Source organism: Microbacterium sp. 13-71-7, from assembly GCF_002257455.1.
Lineage (GTDB): Bacteria > Actinomycetota > Actinomycetes > Actinomycetales > Microbacteriaceae > Microbacterium.
The window spans coordinates 1-16980 of the sequence record NZ_NCKN01000072.1; the positions used below are offsets into that span (position 1 = coordinate 1).

The following is a 16980-nucleotide window of genomic DNA, read 5'->3' on the forward strand; positions in this document are numbered from 1 at the left end:
GGAGAGCGCGGCGATGAGGAGCACGCGGTCTGCGGCGGCCCCGGGGGAGGAATCCTGCTCGGATTCGGCGGGTGGCAACGGCCAAGCATCGGGCAGCACGCGCATTCCGGAGAGCTGGGCCGGCGAGAGTCGAACGGCGAGCGCACCGATCTGGGCTTCCGAGAGACCGTCCAGATCAGCGATCCGACCGGCGACGTGCGGGGCTACGGCGCTCTTCGCCTCCTTTTGCAGAATGCTCAGAGCTCTCGAGGTCCTCTGCAGCGGCACGGGCATCGTCCCTTTCTCTGCTGGAGACCCCCTGGCATCGCCCCATTCTCGGGCACGTCGGTCCGAAGATCCGGATCGACGCGGGGAGCCGTCTGCGCGGATGCAGGTCGATGACACGCCCCGATTCTGCGGCGAGATGCCGACTCGGCACCGATCGGCAGGTGGCGGAAGCGAACCGCCTCCGGGCGGATCCGAAGGCGGTTCTGTGGAGCGAGTGGCAGGAGTTGAACACTGCATCTTCGACCGGGAAGGCCAACATTCTGACATTGAACTACACTCGCGGGCGTCCCCTGGTGGCGACTCCGATGAACGTAGCATCGCGATGACGCGGACCACCGGACGGCTACGGCGAAACCCGTATGCGACGGCCGGTCGGGCGCGGCGGCTCCCATAGTGTGTGCGGTGTGAGCATGACCGGAGGGCGGGGCGGCGGTGCATGGGGTCGTCGGGCGTTCCTCGGTGCGAGCGGAGCGGCGATCGGGTCGCTGTTGACCGCGTGCGCGCCGGACACGGGGGCAAGCCGCCGTGGAGCGGCGCCGACAGCATCGTCGTCCGCTCCCGCTCCCGCTCCCGCTCCCGCTCCGGCACCGGCTCCTGCACCCACGCCGACGGTACCGCCGGCGCCCGTCGTAGTGAGGGTCCCGGCTCCGCTCGAGGCCTTCACCGCATTGCCCGGCGACGGACGGCTGCTCGCCTGGACGGTGGACGACGGCACCGACACCGCCGTCGTCCGCGCGTACGCGCAGTTCGCGCAGACCACCGGCATCCGGCTCACACTGTTCGCGACCGCCTCGTACGTCTCCTGGGGGGAGAACCGCGACGTCCTGGCTCCGCTGGTCGCGTCCGGACAGGTGCAGATCGGCAACCACACGTGGTCGCATCCAGACCTGACGTCGCTGTCCGACCAGGGGATCATCGACGAGCTGCAGCGCGCGCACGACCGGATCGGTGAGCTGTTCGGTGTGGACGCCCGCCCGTTCTACCGGCCGCCGTTCGGGTTCCACGACCGCCGCGTCCGGGCTGCCGCGGCGTCGATCGGCTACACCGCGCCGACGCTCTGGTACGGCTCCTTCGCCGACTCGAGCCTGATCCCCGGAGAGGAGATCGTCCGCCTCGGCCACGAGTGGCTGCTTCCGCAGCACATCGTCATCGGACACCTCAACCACGCGCCGGTGACCACGGTGTTCCCGCAACTGGCGCAGATCATCGCCGAGCGAGGCCTGACCACGGTCACGCTGAACGACGTGTTCCACAGCGAAAGGCATCCGTGACGATGGCACAGGCTCCCCGGAGCGGGGTCGAGCGGGCTGCCCGCGCCCTGTCGCTCAATAGGATCACCGCATGGTGAGAAAGTCTTCCCCTGCCTCGAAGGACGAGCCCCAGCCCGTCGGCTCTCCGACCGCGGACAACGGCGACGACGGCGCGGAGGCGCCGTCCGCCGCTCGACGGTCGCGCCGCGACTTCCTTCGCCTCGGTGGTCTGACGGCCGCGGGCGCGGTCATCGGGGGAGGCGCAGGAGCGGCGGCCGGATATGCGCTCGGTCAGCGGAGCGGCTTCGACGAGGCTCTCTCCGAGTACGGCCAGCTGGCCCCGCGGCACGCGCCGGGGTTCGACCACGTCGTGGTGCTGATGGGCGAGAACCGCTCCTTCGACAACCTGCTCGGCTATCTCTACACCAAGGAGACCCTTCCGGAGGGGAAGGAGTTCGACGGGCTCGACTTCGGCGAGTACTTCAACGAGCTCGACGGGGTGCGCTACGACGCGCACGTCTACGAGGGACCGACCGACCAGATCATGACCTGGCCGGATCCGGATCCGGGCGAGATGTATCCGCATGTCAACACGCAGCTGTACAACGTGATCGACCCGGCCGAGAACGCCGATCTGTACGACGGCGGCTTCCGTGCGCCGTACAACCACCCGGGGCCGGGCGAGGTGCCGACCATGAGCGGCTTCGTCACCGACTACCAGGTGAACCTCATGCGGCTCAAGCATGGCAAGGAACCCACCGAGGACGAGCGCAAGCGCATCATGGGCTCGTTCTCGCCAGAGATGCTGCCGACGGTCTCGACGCTCGCGCGCGAATTCGCCGTCTTCGATCACTGGTTCTGCGCCGTGCCATCGCAGACCTTCTGCAACCGCACCTTCTTCAACGCCTCGACCTCGCACGGCCAGGTGACCAATCACGAGGGCGGCGACTACGGCAAGTGGATGGATGCGCCGAAGTCGCCGACGATCTTCAACCGTCTCGAGGACGCGGGGCTGAGCTGGAAGGTCTACTTCGACGAGGTCCAGATGGTCTCGTTCACCGGGGTGCTGCACGCTCCGGTGCTGGAGAAGTTCTGGCGCACCTCGCACTTCGGCACGATGGATGACTTCTACGCCGACGTGGAGCACGGCCAGTTGCCCGCATACGCCTTCGTCGAGCCGCGCATGATCTACGACCACAACGATTTCCACCCGCCGTTCGGCGCGCGCCGTGAAACCGATCTGAAGGACGAGGACACCGCCCTCATCAACAGCGCGTTCTCGGACGTGCGCGCCGGGGACGACCTCGTGCACGACATCTACGACGCGATCCGCCGGAGCGCGTCGCCGAAGGGATCCAACGCGGTCAACACCTTGCTGCTGATCACCTTCGACGAGCATGGCGGCACGTACGATCATGTCGTCCCGCCCAAGGCCACTCCGCCGGACGACTCGGGCGCGGGGGAGATGGGATTCGAGTTCGACCGCCTCGGCTGCCGCGTCCCCGCGATCGCCGTGTCGGCTTACACCCGCAAGGGCACGATCATCAACGACGAGATGCATCACGGATCCGTCATCGCGACCCTCTCCCGTCTGCACGGGCTCGCCCCGCTGACGCGCCGCGATGCGACCGCGAACGACCTCTTCCAGATCATCAACCTGGAGAAGCCCCGCCACCCGGCGGACTGGCCCGTCACGACCTCGCGGTACCTGCCGCCGAACCCGGAGTCGAAGCCTCCGCACCCCGCGCACGCCCACGCGACGAAGCCGCTGACGCCGCCTGCGCAGGGCCTGCTCGGATTGCTGCTCGCGCGCTATGGCCTGCCCGGTGACCAGCAGCCGCAGACCTTCATGGACGCCTACAATCTGCTGCACAAGCACGGCAGGGGGCTGTTCGGCCCTCCCGACGAGGACTGAGCGGCGGGCGTGGTCCGCGCGCCCCGGTGCTGTCCGCCGCGGTGCTCAGCGCCCGGCGGGCTGCCGGGTGTAGTCGCCCCGCACGAGCGGCACCGGCTCCGCGTCGGCCGGGACGGCGGTGTCCAGCTCGAAGGCGAGCCGATCGCCGTCCACGCGCAGGCGGGTCACCGTGCGGCCGCGATCGGAGCGGCGGTCGAGCACCAGGGCATCGCCCTCCCAGGTCGCGGTGCCGGGGGCCGCGGGCGTGAAGCCGTAGGTGTCGAACCACCAGAATCCCGCCCCTGCCACCACGCCGTGCGCCACGAGCGGTGCGCCGTCGGCGCCGTCGCGCGATTCGACGTAGTCCAGGAGGATCCCGTCGGGGCCGGGCTCGACGCTCAGGGCGCCGCGCGCGGATCCGGCGGTGGTCCATGCCGTCGGGAAGAGCTCCTCCGTCCCCGTCCAGTCGCCGAGCAGTCCCCTGAGCCGTGGATCCGGTGCCATGCCAGCGAGCCTACGCGGTGCCCGCACCGCGTTGCCAGGGTGCAAAGATCCGCGATTCTTTGCGCGTAAGATCGCGAAAAGCCGAGGGGCCCCTGCCGTCCCGCTCAGTACTCTGAGCAGGTTGTCCGGGCGAGGTCGCCTGGAGTCCCGTCATCGCAGACGGGCACAGAGGAGGAAGCTATGGCAGTCATCGGCATCGTGCGCGAGCCTGCGGGCGAGTCGCGCGTGGCCGCGACCCCGGCGACGATCGCGTCGCTGCGGAAGCTCGGTCACGAAGTGGTCGTGGAGCGCGGAGCAGGATCCGCCGCGTCGTACCCCGACGAGGCCTATGCGGCCGCGGAGGCGACGCTGGTCGAGCGCGAACAGGCGTGGGGGAGCGAGATCGTCCTGGCGATCACACCGCCCGATCCGGAGCGGATCGCCCTGCTCTCCGATGGGGCGACGTTCATCGCGCTGCTCTCGCCCGCGCTGCGTCCCGACCTCGTGGAGTCCCTCGCGCAGCGCGGCATCACGGCGCTCGCGCTCGACGCCGTGCCTCGCATCTCGCGCGCGCAGTCGATGGACGTGCTCAGCTCGATGGCGAACATCGCCGGCTATCGCGCCGTGGTCGAGGCCGCGCACGAGTTCGGACGCTTCTTCACCGGGCAGGTGACCGCGGCGGGCAAGGTGCCCCCGGCGAAGGTGCTCGTCGCGGGCGCGGGCGTCGCCGGCCTCGCGGCGATCGGCGCCGCATCGAGCCTGGGCGCGATCGTGCGCGCGACGGATCCCCGCCCCGAGGTAGCGGATCAGGTGACCTCGATCGGCGGCGAGTACCTGCCCGTCGACGTCGCGGTGGAGAAGTCTTCCGACGGCTACGCCAAGGCGACGAGCGAGGCGTACGACCGCCGCGCCGCCGAGATCTACACCGAGCAGGCCGCCGACGTCGACATCATCATCACCACGGCCCTCATCCCTGGGCGCGCGGCGCCCCGGCTCATCACGGCGTCGGACGTCGCGGCGATGAAGCCGGGCAGCGTGATCGTCGACATGGCGGCGGGCCAGGGCGGCAACGTGGAGGGATCCGTCGCCGGGGAGCGCATCGTCACCGGCAACGGCGTGATCATCCTCGGCTACACCGATCTCGCCTCCCGTCTGGCGGCCCAGGCCTCGCAGCTCTACGGCACGAACGTCGCCAACCTCGTCGCCCTGCTCACCCCGGGCAAGGACGGCGTGCTCGCGATCGACTTCGACGACGTCGTGCAGCGCTCGGTCACGGTCGTGCGCGACGGCGCCGTGACCTGGCCGCCCCCGCCCGTGCAGGTCGCGGCGGCACCCGCCAAGACGGAGGCGGCGCCCGTCGAGATCCCCGCCAAGAAGAGCATGTCGGCCGGGCGCAAGGCGCTGCTCATCGTGCTCGGCATCGCCGCGCTGTTCGCGGTGAACGCGTTCGCACCCGCGCCGCTGCCGCAGCACTTCACCGTGCTGACGCTGTCGGTGGTGATCGGCTTCTACGTGATCGGCAAGGTGCACCACGCGCTGCACACCCCGCTCATGTCGGTGACCAACGCCATCTCCGGCGTCATCGTGGTCGGCGCCATGCTGCAGATCACGGACGCGAATCCCGTCGTCCAGGTGATCGCCGCGATCGCGGTGCTGCTCGCATCCATCAACATCTTCGGAGGGTTCGCGGTCACCCGCCGCATGCTCGCCATGTTCACGAAGGGCGGCCAGAAGTGACCGTCGGGGCTCTCTCCACCGCCGCATACATCGTCGCGGCCCTGCTTTTCATCCTCAGCCTCGCCGGTCTCAGCCGGCACGAGACCGCGCGTTCCGGCGTGATCTTCGGCATCTCCGGCATGGCCATCGCGCTCGTGGCGACCGTGTCGCTCACCGTCGCGCACGCGTGGTCCGGCGGTGCCGTGATCGGCCTGGTCTTCCTGCTCGTCGCCGTGCTCGTGGGGGCCGGGATCGGCCTGTGGCGCGCCAGGGTCGTCGAGATGACCGGCATGCCGGAGCTCATCGCGCTCCTGCACAGCTTCGTCGGCCTCGCCGCGGTGCTGGTCGGCTGGAACGGCCACCTGGCGCATGCCGAGATCGCCCCCGCGCTCGTCGGCATCCACAACGCCGAGGTGTTCATCGGTGTCTTCATCGGCGGCGTGACCTTCACCGGATCCATCGTCGCCTACCTGAAGCTGTCGGCGCGGATCTCCTCCAAGCCGCTCATGCTGCCCGGCAAGAACGTGCTGAACATCGTGGCGCTCCTCGCGTTCCTGGTACTCACGGTGTGGTTCGTGATCGACCAGCAGCTGTGGCTCCTCATCGCCGTGACCGTGCTCGCGTTCGCGCTGGGCTGGCATCTCGTCGCCTCGATCGGCGGCGGCGACATGCCCGTCGTCGTCTCGATGCTGAACAGCTACTCCGGATGGGCGGCGGCCGCGGCGGGCTTCCTGCTCAACAACGACCTGCTCATCGTCACGGGCGCGCTCGTGGGATCCAGCGGTGCCTACCTCTCCTACATCATGTGCAAGGCCATGAACCGGTCGTTCCTCTCGGTCATCGCCGGCGGCTTCGGGATCGTGGCCTCCACGGGATCCGACGAGGAGTACGGCGAGCATCGCGAGATCACCGCGGAGAGCGCGGCCGAGATGCTGACCGCGGCGAAGAGCGTCGTGATCACGCCCGGCTACGGCATGGCGGTCGCGCACGCGCAGTATCCGGTCGCCGACCTCGTGCGGCGACTGCGCGAGCGCGGCGTCGACGTCCGTTTCGGCATCCACCCCGTCGCGGGGCGCCTGCCCGGCCACATGAACGTGCTGCTCGCCGAGGCGAAGGTGCCGTACGACATCGTGCTGAGCATGGAGGAGATCAACGACGACCTCGCGTCGACCTCCGTCGTGCTCGTGATCGGTGCGAACGACACCGTCAACCCCGCCGCGGCGGAGGATCCGTCGAGCCCGATCGCCGGGATGCCGGTGCTGCGGGTGTGGGAGGCGGAGAACGTGATCGTGTTCAAGCGCTCGATGGCCGCCGGCTACGCGGGCGTGCAGAACCCGCTGTTCTTCCGCGAGAACGCGCAGATGCTGTTCGGCGACGCCAAGCAGCGCGTGGAGGACATCATCGCGGCGCTCTGAGCGTCGCGGAGCACACCGCGGGCCGGCCCTGGAGACGGGGCCGGCCCGTGGCGTTCCTGGGAGAACCCGATGGATCCGGTGAACGGATCGAGAACCTTGCCTCGCGCCACTTTCGCCGGCGCCCGCGCGAGCCTAGCGTCGGTGCGGGACCCGATGCCGGGAGCGCCTGGCGTCCTCCGCAGCACCGAGGCCCCTTCCTCTCTCACGAAAGGCTCCTCGATGTACCCTTCTCGACTCGGCACGGCCGGAGCGCTCGGCGCTGTCGTCCTCGCCGTCGCGGCCGGCATCGCGGCCGGCGCGGTCCCGGCCGTCGCCTCCCCGCATCCCGCTGCCGCGACATCCACCCCGATCCAGCACGTCGTCGTGATCTTCGGCGAGAACGTCTCCTTCGACCACTACTTCGCCACCTATCCGAACGCCGCGAACACCGCGGGCGAGACGGTCCAGGGCACGGGAGCCCCCGCCTCCTCGTTCACGGCGGCGAAGAGCACGCCGACCGACATCGCGACGCTCGCGAACGCCGGCCTGCTGGCGCCGAACAACCCCAACACCGTGCAGCCGAAGCGACTCACCCCGGGTCAGGCCGTCACCTGCGACCAGGACCACGAGTACCTCGCGGAGCAGAAGGCCTACAACGGCGGCGCCATGGACCGCTTCGTCGAGAACACCAGCACCGACACCTGCGGGAACCCCGGCGACCCCCGCTACGCGACGCCGGGCATGACGATGGACTACTACGACGGCAACACCGTCACCGGGCTGTGGAACTACGCCCAGCACTACGCGCTCAGCGACAACAGCTTCTCCGACACGTTCGGCCCGTCCAGCCCCGGTGCGCTGAACCTCGTCTCGGGGCAGACGCACGGCGTGATCAGCGTGGATCCGTTCACCGGCGCGCAGACCGCGGCACCGGACGCGTACACGGTGAAGAGCCCGAACGCGCAGGGCGTCGGCACCATGACGGAGGACCCGGATCCCGCCTTCGACGACTGCTCCGACGGCAGCCACGCCAAGAGCTACGCGCTCGCCGCGATGCAGGGGCGCAACATCGGCGACCTGCTGAACGAGAAGAACGTGTCGTGGGGCTGGTTCCAGGGAGGCTTCACGCCGCAGAGCACCAAGACGATCAAGGGCGTCGACTACGCGCAGTGCACGACGACGCACACGAACGTCGCGGGCGTCTCGTCGACCGACTACAACCCGCACCACGAGCCGTTCCAGTACTTCGCGTCGACGGCCAACCCGCACCACCTCGCGCCGGCCTCCGACGCCGAGATCGGGCACGCCGGCCAGGCGAACCACCAGTACGACATCACCGCCTTCAACAAGGTCGTCGACACCGACAACATGCCGGCGGTCTCGTACCTGAAGGCGCCGAACTATCAGGACGGGCACGCGTCGTACTCCGACCCGATCGACGAGCAGGCCTTCGTCGTGAACGAGATCAACGCGATCCAGAAGTCGAAGAACTGGGCCTCTACCGCGATCGTGCTCGCGTACGACGACTCCGACGGCTGGTACGACCATGTCGCGGCGACCGTGACCAACGCGTCGAACGACCCGCAGAACGATGCGGCATGGTGCCTCGACGCGGCCGCCTCCGGCACGCCGGTCCTCGGCGGCTACGCCGACCGCTGCGGCCCCGGCCCGCGTCAGCCGCTCCTGGTCATCTCGCCGTTCGCGAAGAAGGACTTCGTCGACCACACCGTCACGCAGCAGTCGTCGATCCTGCGGTTCATCGAGGACAACTGGGGGCTCGGCCGTCTCGGCGACGGATCCCTGGACGCGGTCGCCGGCTCGCTCGGCAACATGCTCGACCTCTCGCACCCGCGCAAGGACGCGTCCCTGACGCTGGATCCGGCCACCGGCACGATCGTCCAGCCGGCCTACTGCGCCGGCAACAACGGCAAGCACCTCGGCCAGGGCGGCGGCTGCAGCTGACCTTCCGCTGATCCGGGCGTCCCGCCCGGAGTCGGGCTCCGCTCTCGTCGAGGGCGGAGCCCGATCCGCGTGACGGCGCGACCGCCCGTCTCAGCCGGCGTGGCGCTCGACGATCGCGGACGCGGCAGCGACCGGTGCGGCGCCGTAGAGGAACCCGCGCGCCCCGCCCAGGCGCGAGGAGGCGAACGCATCGGCGACCTCGGCCGGCGCGTGCCGGACGAGCAGCAACGCCTGCAGCGCCACCGCGAGCGCCTCCGTGAGCCGGCGCGCGCCCGCCTGCGCCTCGGCGGAGGCGGGATCGCGCTGCGCCTCCCGCAGCAGGCGCTCGGTGTCGGCGAGGTGCGCGTCGAGCCGCGCATCCGCGCCCTCCGCGAGGCGCACCTCGGCGAGCAGGGCGTCGGCGGTCTCCGGCTCACGCGCGATCGCACGCAGCACGTCGAGCGCGATGACGTTGCCGGATCCCTCCCACACCGCCATGACCGGCTGCTCGCGATAGCGCCGGGCGAGCGGGAAGGCCTCGGTGTAGCCGTTGCCGCCGAGGCACTCCAGCGCCTCGTACGCGTGACCGGGCCCGCGCTTGCAGATCCAGTACTTCAGCACCGCCGTCGCGAGGCGCCGGAACGGCTCGTCCGCCGCGGGGGCGTCGGCCTCGTACGCGGCCGCGACCCGCAGGGACGAGGCGATCGCGGCCTCGGTCTCGACCGCGAGATCGGCGAGCACCTGCGTCATCGCGGGCTGCTCGGCGAGGAGCGCGCCGAACGCCGCGCGGTGCTGTGCGTGCCAGATCGCCTCGGCCGTGGCCTGACGCATGCCCGCGGCCGTGCCGAGCATGCAGTCCAGCCGCGTCTGGTTGACCATCTCGATGATCGTGCGGACGCCGCGGCCCTCCTCGCCGACGAGCCATGCCACCGTGGCATCGAACTCGACCTCGCTCGAGGCGTTCGCCCTGTTTCCGAGCTTGTCCTTGAGCCGCTGGATGAGGAACGGGTTGCGGGATCCGTCGGGCAGCGCGCGCGGCAGGAGGAAGCAGCTCAGCCCGCCCGGCGCCTGCGCGAGCACGAGGAAGCCGTCCGACATCGGCGCGGAGCAGAACCACTTGTGCCCGGTGAGGATCCAGGATCCATCGCCGGCCGGCAGCGCGGAGGTCCGGTTCGCGCGCACATCGGATCCGCCCTGCTTCTCGGTCATCGCCATGCCGAACACGGCGGAGGTCTTGCCGGGCGCGAGCGCGGGCGAGTAGTCCCGCGAGAAGAGGCGCGGGATCCACTCCTCCTGCAGCGCGACGGGCGCGAACTGCTGCAGCGCCGGCACCACCGCATGCGTCATCGAGACCGGGCAGGCGTGCCCCGGCTCGACCTGTGCGAAGAGCAGGAACTGCGCGGCCCTGGCGACCTGCGCGCCCGCGCGCGGGCGGGCCCACGCGGCGGTGTGCGCCCCGGCGGCGACGGCGGCCGAGAGGACGCGGTGGTACGAGGGGTGGTACTCGACCTCGTCGATGCGCCGTCCCCAGCGATCGAAGGCCACGAGCTCCGGTTCGTGCACGTTGGCGAGCTCGGCGTCGTGCTGGAACGCGGCGGATCCGACCAGCTTCCCCGTCGCGATCAGCTCGGGCTCGGCCCACGACGCACCATGCCGTCGCACGCCCTCGACGAGGGGCAGATCGAGGGAGAACTCGTCGAGGCCTTCGCGCGGGGGCGCCTGATTCGTGACGGTGTGCGTGGCCATGCGGATCCCCTTCGATCGCGGTCTGCTCCGACGCTACGCCATCGCGCTCCCGCCGGGTCGTCGCTGTCAAGACCCTGGCACGTCCCGGTGCGGCGGCCTGTCATGGAACTCGGCGCGGCTCTTCGGCGCCGGGAAGGAACGTGTGATGAACGACTGGGAGAGCCCCGTCGATCCGGGGCTGCACGAAGCGCAGGAGGGGACGGCGGGAGGCGCATGACGGTCTTCAAGCCCAACCCGATCGCCGTCCAGACGCACCTCTCGGGGGTCGGTTTCCCCGCCTCGCGGGAGGATCTGGTCGCGGCCGCGCGGGACGCGGCCGCGGCCGACGTGATCGTGGATGCGCTGGCCGCGCTGCCGGAGCGCTCCTACGAGGATCTCGCCGACGTGACAGAGGCGCTCTTCGGCGATCGCTGAGCACGGACATCGCCCGCCGCAGGTCAGTCCGCGTCGCGCCGGCCCGCCCATTCGGAGCGGAGCAGGCCCATCCGCACGATGTCCTCGTAGTGGCCGCGCACCCAGGCGTGCTCGCGCTGGCGGCCCTCGACGACGAAGCCCGCCTTCTCGTAGACGCGCAGCGCCGCCGTGTTCGAGGCGATCGCCTCGAGGTGCACCCTGCGGAGGTTGGCGCGGACGAACGCGAACTCGACGATCCGCGCGATGGCCTCGGTGCCGATGCCCTTGCCTCGTGCCGACGCGGCGAGGGCGATGCCCACCTCGGCGGTCCCGGTGAAGCCGTCGATGTCGAACAGGCTGACCGTGCCGACGGCTTCTCCCTCGACATCGATCACGAAGCCGAGGTTCCCGCTCGGATCCGCATCGTATTCGGCCACGCGCGCCTCCCAGCCCTTCCGCGTCATCGCCGCAGGGCGGAGCGGGCTGCGCTGCTCCCAGCTGTCGAGCTCCGCGGCGAGGGCGTAGAGAGCGTCGTAGTCGGCTTCGGTGCGGGCGCGCAGGGTGATGGCGGGACGTGGGGACATGGGGGACACGCTACCGGCGGGCACCGACATCCGGGGCTCCGTCGACGGGCGAGAGCCGATGCGCGGCGGCCCTTGTCAACCTCCGGAAGGCGGCATAGCCTGCCGACAGAGACCGGCCCGGCCCTGCCGCGAGGGATCGGCGCCGACGAGGGCGTCGCGGGCCGGATCCGCCGCGAAGGAGGACGAGATGGGCCACGACGAGGACGAGGACCAGGTCGAGGAGAAGGAAGCCCCTACGGGCGGCCCGCCCGTGGACGAGGACGACGGGGGCCTGATCCCGCCGCCCGACGTCGACACGACGCTCGGATTCGAGGGGTCCATCGAGGGGCTGTGACGACGGGCGCTGCGCCGGGCCGATGGCCGGCGCAGCACCCGGGGGCGGATCCGCCTAGACGACCGCGTGCGCCCGCACCGGGAACGTGCCGAACCCGGCCACGGCCGGCGGAGCGGCGGTGAAGCGTGCGCCGCGGGCCGGGAGGGATCCCAGGCCCGCCAGGTGCTCGACGACCGGGATCCCCGCGGCGAGCAGGACGGAGTGGGCCGGTCGCTCGCCGCCGGATTCGGTGTCGTCGATGTTGAGCGAGTCGATGCCGACCAGCGCGGCGCCGGCGTCGGCGAGGAACTGCGCAGCCTCGCCGGTGAGGAACGGCGCCCCGCGACCGTACTCCGGGGTGCCGAAATGGCGGTCCCAGCCCGTGTGCAGCAGCACCGCCGTGCCGCGCAGGTCCCGGTCGGCGAGGATCGCGGATCCGATTCCGCGGCGGTCGGGCGACCAGCTGTCGGTGAGGTGGAACACCTCGGCGGGCAGGTCGACGAGCTTCTCCAGCGGGAGCGACGAGAGGTCTCCGCCCTCGGCGTAGCGGTGGAACGGGGAGTCGATGTACGTGCCCGTGTTGCCGATCATCGTGATGACATCCATGGCGAACTCGGTGCCAGGCGCATACTTCGCGCGGGAGTCCTCCCGCGTGAGGAACGGCGTGATCTCCGGTGCCGGCAGGCCGGGGTAGGTGATCAGGCCCGCGTGGATCGGATGCGACAGATCGACGATCCGCCGCTCGAAGACGGCGGCCGGGGAGTCGACGCCCCGGCTGCCGCGGTGCTGCTCGGCCACGATGCGGAGGCCGCTCAGCGCGACCGACTCCACGAGGGCGAGGCCCAGATGGCGGACGAGGAGCAGTCCGATCGCGTCGGCGTCGAGATCGGGGGAGGGAAGGTCGAGGCGGAAGCCCTCGCCCTGCATCCCGCCGCCGTTCGCGAAGGCGATGTCGAAGCCGAAGTGCGCGCGGTACTCGGTGGGTTCGGTCATCCCGCCAGTATGGCGAGGATCCGAGGGACTGCGGCGCTCCTCGCGTGATGGACGCGTTCGTTCCGGGGGAGCAACGCAGCAAGGGCCGCATCCGCAGACGCGGATGCGGCCCTTCCGATCATGCGAGCGAGCTCAGTGGAAGAGGCCCAGCTTGCCGAACTTCTCGGCGAGCAGGTAGTACACCGTGATGCGGCTCTTGGTGCGGTCCGCCTTCATCGTCTCCTTGACCTCGTCGAGTGCGGCGTCGAGCACCGCGTCCGACTCCGTGAGGCCGAGCTTCTTCTGGAGGAAGTTGGTCTTGACGGTCTCGACCTCGTCCTTGTCGGAGAACGCGACGTACGCCGAATCCTGGCTGCTCATCACGAGCCGGTAGGTCTTGAGGAGACCCTCGATCGCAGCTTCATCGGCGTTGGGGCGGTAGATCTTGACGTCAGCGGCCCAGTCAGCCATGGGTGAACTCCTTTACGTCCGGCCCGGCTCGGTATGCCGCGCTCGCCAGAGATCGTAGACGCCCTGACCGAACAGCGAAAGACGCGCCGCGGAACTGAGGTCGTGAACGGGCGGCCGGGATCGGGAGGAGGCCGAGCTGGCATCGACCGAGCGCGGCAGCACGGCGGAGAGTGCGTACCGTAGGCTGACCACGAATGCGGGCCCGCGACGTCGTCGGGGGAGCTTGGGCCGCGTTCCCGAGGGGTCGTCGCACCGAGGACTCCCGCTCGACTTTCATGCACTGGGGGCTTGAAATGACGTCATCGCGTGTCGACAAGAGCGGGGTCTCCCGCCGAACCGTCGTCAGATCCGCCGTCTGGTCCGTCCCCGTCATCACGGCGGCGGTCGCCATGCCGCTGGCATCGGCCTCGGCTCCCGTCGGTCAGCAGAACGTGCAGGTGGCCTCGAGCTGCTGGCAGGCCAATTTCGGCGGAGTGCTCCTGTCCTACCCGCAGTACACGATCACCGCGATCGGGAACCCGGTGAAGGCGGGATCCTCGTTCCTGCTCACCGGAGCGGGGATCGGCAACCTCGTCGTCGGAGTGGTCGCGGGCGCGGGCGTCCTGACTCTCCTCAGCTCGACCGAGGTGAGGTTCGTGCTCTCCCAGGACATCCCGGCGGGGCAGTCCGCAGGACTCCAGGTCCAGGGCCTCCACCGCGAGCAGACTTCGGACGCGTACATCCTCGCGGTCGAGAACATCATCGGCAACGCGAACACGAACCCGGCGGACGATGCCTCAGGGCAGAACCTCTGGGGCCGCTATTCCGAGTTGCTCGGTTTCATCGTCGGCATCTGCGGGTGACGGGAAAGGGCCCCCGCCTGAGGCGAGGGCCCTTTCTGGATCCGGAGGGGCTGACGGGAATCGAACCCGCGCTGTCTGCTTGGGAAGCAGAAGTTCTGCCATTGAACTACAGCCCCGCACGTCGGTGACGCCTGGCCAGCATAACAAACGCGCGCGGCATCCCGGATCCGGGTCGGTGCGGGTATCCCTGCGCCTGCATCGTCGACGCCCCCTCGTGGTGTCGACGCCCCCTCGTGTGTGCGTCCCTGCAAGGGGGTGCGGGTGCTGCGAGGGGGCGTCGGCGAAGAAGGTGGCGACGAGGCGGCGCCGCGCCCCGCGCGCCGCGCGCACTCAGGAATCGAAGCCCATGCCCAGGGCGTCGAGCGTGCGCAGCAGGAGGTTCCGCTTGCCCTCGCGGTGGTCGGCGCGGTCCATCGACCAGCGGACCGCGTTGATGCCGATCGTCGCGGCCGGCTCCGGGGGGAACGGGACGGGCCGCTCGCGGACCATCTCCAGGCTGGTGCGCTCCGTCCTCCCGCCGTCGAGCAGGTCGAGCATCACGTTGCCGGCGAAGCGGGTCGCGGCGACGCCGAGGCCGGTGAAGCCCGCGGCGTGCGCGACGCGGCCGCCGTGGCTGGTGCCGTAGAACGCGCAGAACCGCGAGCAGGAGTCGATCGCCCCGGCCCAGCGGTGCGTGAAGCGGATCCCCTCCAGGGCCGGGAAGGTCGTGAGGAAGTGCTCGGCCAGCCGGCGGAACGACGCGGGGCGGTCCTCGTAGCTCTGCCGCACCTTGCCGCCGGGGTGGTAGACCGCGTCGTAGCCGCCGAACACGATCCGGTCGTCGGCGGTCTGCCGGTAGTAGTGGAACTGGTTGGCGATGTCCGCGAGTCCCTGACGTCCCTCCCAGCCGATCTCGGCGCGCTGCGCGGCGGAGAGCGGCTCGGTCGCGAGCACGTAGTCGTAGACCGGGACGGTCATCAGCCGGTTGCGCCGGAGCAGCGAGGGGAAGACGTTGGTCGCGAGCACCGCCCGGTCGGCGTGCACGGCGCCGCCCTCGGTCGTGGCGACCACGCCGCGGTCGACGCGCCGCACGCCGGTCACGCGAGAGCGCTCGAAGATCCGCACCCCGCGCTCCGCGACCACCCTCGCGAGCTCGAACGCGAGCTTCGCCGGGTGCACGAGGATGTTCCCGTCCCGGTCCCAGAGGCCGGCGCGGTAGGTGGGGGAGGAGATCATCGCCCGCAGCTCCGGTCCGTCCAGGAAGACGTGGCGGTCGTCGTGGCGGGCGCTCGCGAGCTGGCGGCGCTGGTACTCCTCCGTCGCGATCTTCACGACGCCGGTGCGTTCCAGATCGGCGCGGATCCCGTAGCGCTCGGCGGTCGCGGCGATCTCGGCGAGGTTCTCCGCGCCCATCCGCTCGAGCGCGCCCATCTCGTCGGGCCAGCGGCTCGCCCCGTTGTCATACCCGTGCGTGAGGCTGGCCTCGCAGAAGCCGCCGTTGCGTCCGGACGCCGCCCGGCCGATCCGGTGGGCCTCGAGGATCGTGACTCGGGTACCCGGGTCGCGCTCGGTCGCGAGCAGCGCGGTCCAGAGTCCGGCGTATCCGCCTCCGACGATCACCAGGTCGGTCTCGATGCGCCCGGTCAGCGCGTCGTGGCGCTCGGCCGTGGCGTCGTCGAGCCAGAACACCCGCTGCGCTGTGCCGCGGAGGGCGTGGTCGACGGCGGCCGCCGGGGCCGGCATGCGTTCGAAGGCGGTCTGCGGCATCGCTGCTCCTCGCTGGCATTGACGATTCGGGGTCACCGAGAGACTGACAATGCTGATTGGTGAAAAGTACAGATTGATGGTTGCGCATTCCGCAAGACTTCGCAAGGATGACTCTCGGATGGGCGAACAGACCCGTCATCGTGCACTCAACGAAGAGAGTCGAGGAGTCCCATGAGCACGGAAGTCACGTCGCACCCGAGCGACGCGGTCGAGGAGAAGCTCCCGCGCAAGCTGCGGTGGTATGACGCCTTCGCGATGTCGATGACGATGCCGGCGGCCCTGATCGCCACGCTCGGAGCATCGATCGCGGGCCTCGGCGGCTGGGGCGCCGCGGTACTCTGGGCCGTCTCGATGGTCATCGCGTTCGTCGTCAACTGGATCTACATCGAACTGTCCACGATGTTCCCGGAGTCCTCCGGCGGCATCGCGGGCTTCGCCGCCGAGGCCTGGAAGAGCCGTGCGCCCTGGCTCGCCCCCGTCGCCGGCGTCGGCTACTGGCTGCCCTGGGGATCCAACCTCGCCACCTACGGCGCGCTGACCGGCCTCATCATCCAGTCGCAGTGGTTCCCCGACCAGACCTGGGAGCTCGCGTTCGGCCCGATACACCTCAGCTTCCCGATCGTGATCGGCCTCGTCGTGATCTTCGTGCTCTACGCGATCAACGCGATCGGCGTGCGCGTCACGATGACGTTCGTCTACATCACCGCCGCGATCCTGATGGTGCCGCTGTTCGTCTTCATCGTGCTGCCGCTGTTCAGCAGCGGCTGGCACCCGGGCGAGCTCACCTGGAAGCTGAGCGGCTGGGAGGGCCTGCACACCGCGCTCGTCTGGCTCTACGTGATGGCCTGGACCACGCTCGGCGTCGAGGTCTGCACGACCTTCGCGTCGGAGTACCGCGACCCGGTCAAGGACACGGCCCGGGCGATCCGCGCGGCCGCACTGTTCTGCCTCGGCGTGTTCTTCCTCGT

General features: G+C 70.2%; 16 protein-coding genes and 2 tRNA genes. 9 read left to right on the plus strand and 9 right to left on the minus strand.

From position 1 onward, the window contains the following. Both B7X32_RS08950 and B7X32_RS08955 read right to left on the minus strand, forming a co-directional pair. Positions 1-273 (minus strand): hypothetical protein (locus tag B7X32_RS08950; RefSeq protein WP_292718667.1); only part of this gene is annotated, 273 nt, incomplete at its 3' end. A 200-nt stretch (positions 274-473) separates the two neighbouring features. After that, positions 474-548 (minus strand) — tRNA-Gly (locus B7X32_RS08955). A 351-nt stretch (positions 549-899) separates the two neighbouring features. Between B7X32_RS08955 and B7X32_RS08960 the strand changes: the two genes are divergently transcribed. Together B7X32_RS08960 and B7X32_RS08965 are read left to right on the plus strand one after the other, a co-directional pair. Continuing rightward, positions 900-1538 (plus strand): polysaccharide deacetylase family protein, encoded by a 639-nt coding sequence (locus B7X32_RS08960; RefSeq protein WP_292718669.1) that lies wholly within the window; start codon positions 900-902, stop codon positions 1536-1538. 70 nt (positions 1539-1608) lie between these two features. After that, positions 1609-3432 (plus strand): alkaline phosphatase family protein, encoded by a 1824-nt coding sequence (locus B7X32_RS08965; protein WP_292718671.1) that lies wholly within the window; start codon positions 1609-1611, stop codon positions 3430-3432. Positions 3433-3477: 45 nt separating this feature from the next. On the opposite strand, the gene B7X32_RS08970 is transcribed toward B7X32_RS08965, so the two are convergent. After that, entirely contained in the window at positions 3478-3915 is a 438-nt protein-coding gene (locus B7X32_RS08970) for a hypothetical protein (protein WP_292718673.1), read from the minus strand. A 180-nt stretch (positions 3916-4095) separates the two neighbouring features. Between B7X32_RS08970 and B7X32_RS08975 the strand changes: the two genes are divergently transcribed. The 3 genes from B7X32_RS08975 (at position 4096) to B7X32_RS08985 (ending at position 8966) form a co-directional block, all read left to right on the plus strand. Continuing rightward, positions 4096-5631: a Re/Si-specific NAD(P)(+) transhydrogenase subunit alpha gene (locus tag B7X32_RS08975; protein ID WP_292718675.1), complete on the plus strand. Its 1536-nt coding sequence runs from the start codon at positions 4096-4098 to the stop codon at positions 5629-5631. Then, positions 5628-7025, plus strand: coding sequence for a Re/Si-specific NAD(P)(+) transhydrogenase subunit beta (gene pntB / locus B7X32_RS08980; RefSeq protein WP_292718677.1), 1398 nt, complete (start codon positions 5628-5630; stop codon positions 7023-7025). The genes B7X32_RS08975 and pntB overlap by 4 nt, the downstream gene beginning before the upstream one ends. A gap of 219 nt (positions 7026-7244) precedes the next feature. Beyond that, on the plus strand, positions 7245-8966 hold the full coding sequence (locus tag B7X32_RS08985; protein ID WP_292718680.1) for an alkaline phosphatase family protein: 1722 nt from the start codon (positions 7245-7247) through the stop codon (positions 8964-8966). Positions 8967-9056: 90 nt separating this feature from the next. Here B7X32_RS08985 and B7X32_RS08990 read toward each other — a convergent pair whose 3' ends face one another. Beyond that, positions 9057-10691 carry an acyl-CoA dehydrogenase family protein gene (locus B7X32_RS08990; protein WP_292718682.1) on the minus strand — a complete coding sequence of 545 codons (1635 nt, stop codon included), beginning with the start codon at positions 10689-10691 and terminating at the stop codon, positions 9057-9059. 213 nt (positions 10692-10904) lie between these two features. Here B7X32_RS08990 and B7X32_RS08995 point away from each other — a divergent pair, with 213 nt between their 5' ends. Continuing rightward, a complete protein-coding gene (locus tag B7X32_RS08995) occupies positions 10905-11105 on the plus strand; it encodes a DUF2795 domain-containing protein (RefSeq protein ID WP_292718684.1) in 201 nt (66 codons plus the stop codon). Positions 11106-11128: 23 nt separating this feature from the next. Here the strand turns inward: B7X32_RS08995 and B7X32_RS09000 are convergent, their stop codons facing one another. After that, positions 11129-11668, minus strand: coding sequence for a GNAT family protein (locus B7X32_RS09000; protein ID WP_292718686.1), 540 nt, complete (start codon positions 11666-11668; stop codon positions 11129-11131). Positions 11669-11855: 187 nt separating this feature from the next. Between B7X32_RS09000 and B7X32_RS09005 the strand changes: the two genes are divergently transcribed. Beyond that, entirely contained in the window at positions 11856-12002 is a 147-nt protein-coding gene (locus B7X32_RS09005; RefSeq protein ID WP_292718688.1) for a hypothetical protein, read from the plus strand. A gap of 54 nt (positions 12003-12056) precedes the next feature. Here the strand turns inward: B7X32_RS09005 and B7X32_RS09010 are convergent, their stop codons facing one another. Both B7X32_RS09010 and B7X32_RS09015 read right to left on the minus strand, forming a co-directional pair. Next, positions 12057-12974, minus strand: coding sequence for a cyclase family protein (locus B7X32_RS09010; protein ID WP_292718690.1), 918 nt, complete (start codon positions 12972-12974; stop codon positions 12057-12059). Between the two features lie 132 nt (positions 12975-13106). Further along, entirely contained in the window at positions 13107-13424 is a 318-nt protein-coding gene (locus B7X32_RS09015) for a DUF2853 family protein (RefSeq protein ID WP_292718692.1), read from the minus strand. 293 nt (positions 13425-13717) lie between these two features. On the opposite strand from B7X32_RS09015, the gene B7X32_RS09020 reads away from it, so the two are divergent. Further along, positions 13718-14266 (plus strand): hypothetical protein, encoded by a 549-nt coding sequence (locus tag B7X32_RS09020; protein WP_292718694.1) that lies wholly within the window; start codon positions 13718-13720, stop codon positions 14264-14266. A gap of 45 nt (positions 14267-14311) precedes the next feature. On the opposite strand, the gene B7X32_RS09025 is transcribed toward B7X32_RS09020, so the two are convergent. Further along, positions 14312-14382, minus strand: a tRNA-Gly gene (locus B7X32_RS09025). A 214-nt stretch (positions 14383-14596) separates the two neighbouring features. Further along, positions 14597-16012 carry an FAD-dependent oxidoreductase gene (locus B7X32_RS09030; protein WP_292718696.1) on the minus strand — a complete coding sequence of 472 codons (1416 nt, stop codon included), beginning with the start codon at positions 16010-16012 and terminating at the stop codon, positions 14597-14599. 171 nt (positions 16013-16183) lie between these two features. Here B7X32_RS09030 and B7X32_RS09035 point away from each other — a divergent pair. Continuing rightward, on the plus strand, positions 16184-16980 hold a 797-nt coding region (locus tag B7X32_RS09035; protein WP_292718698.1), incomplete at its 3' end, for an APC family permease.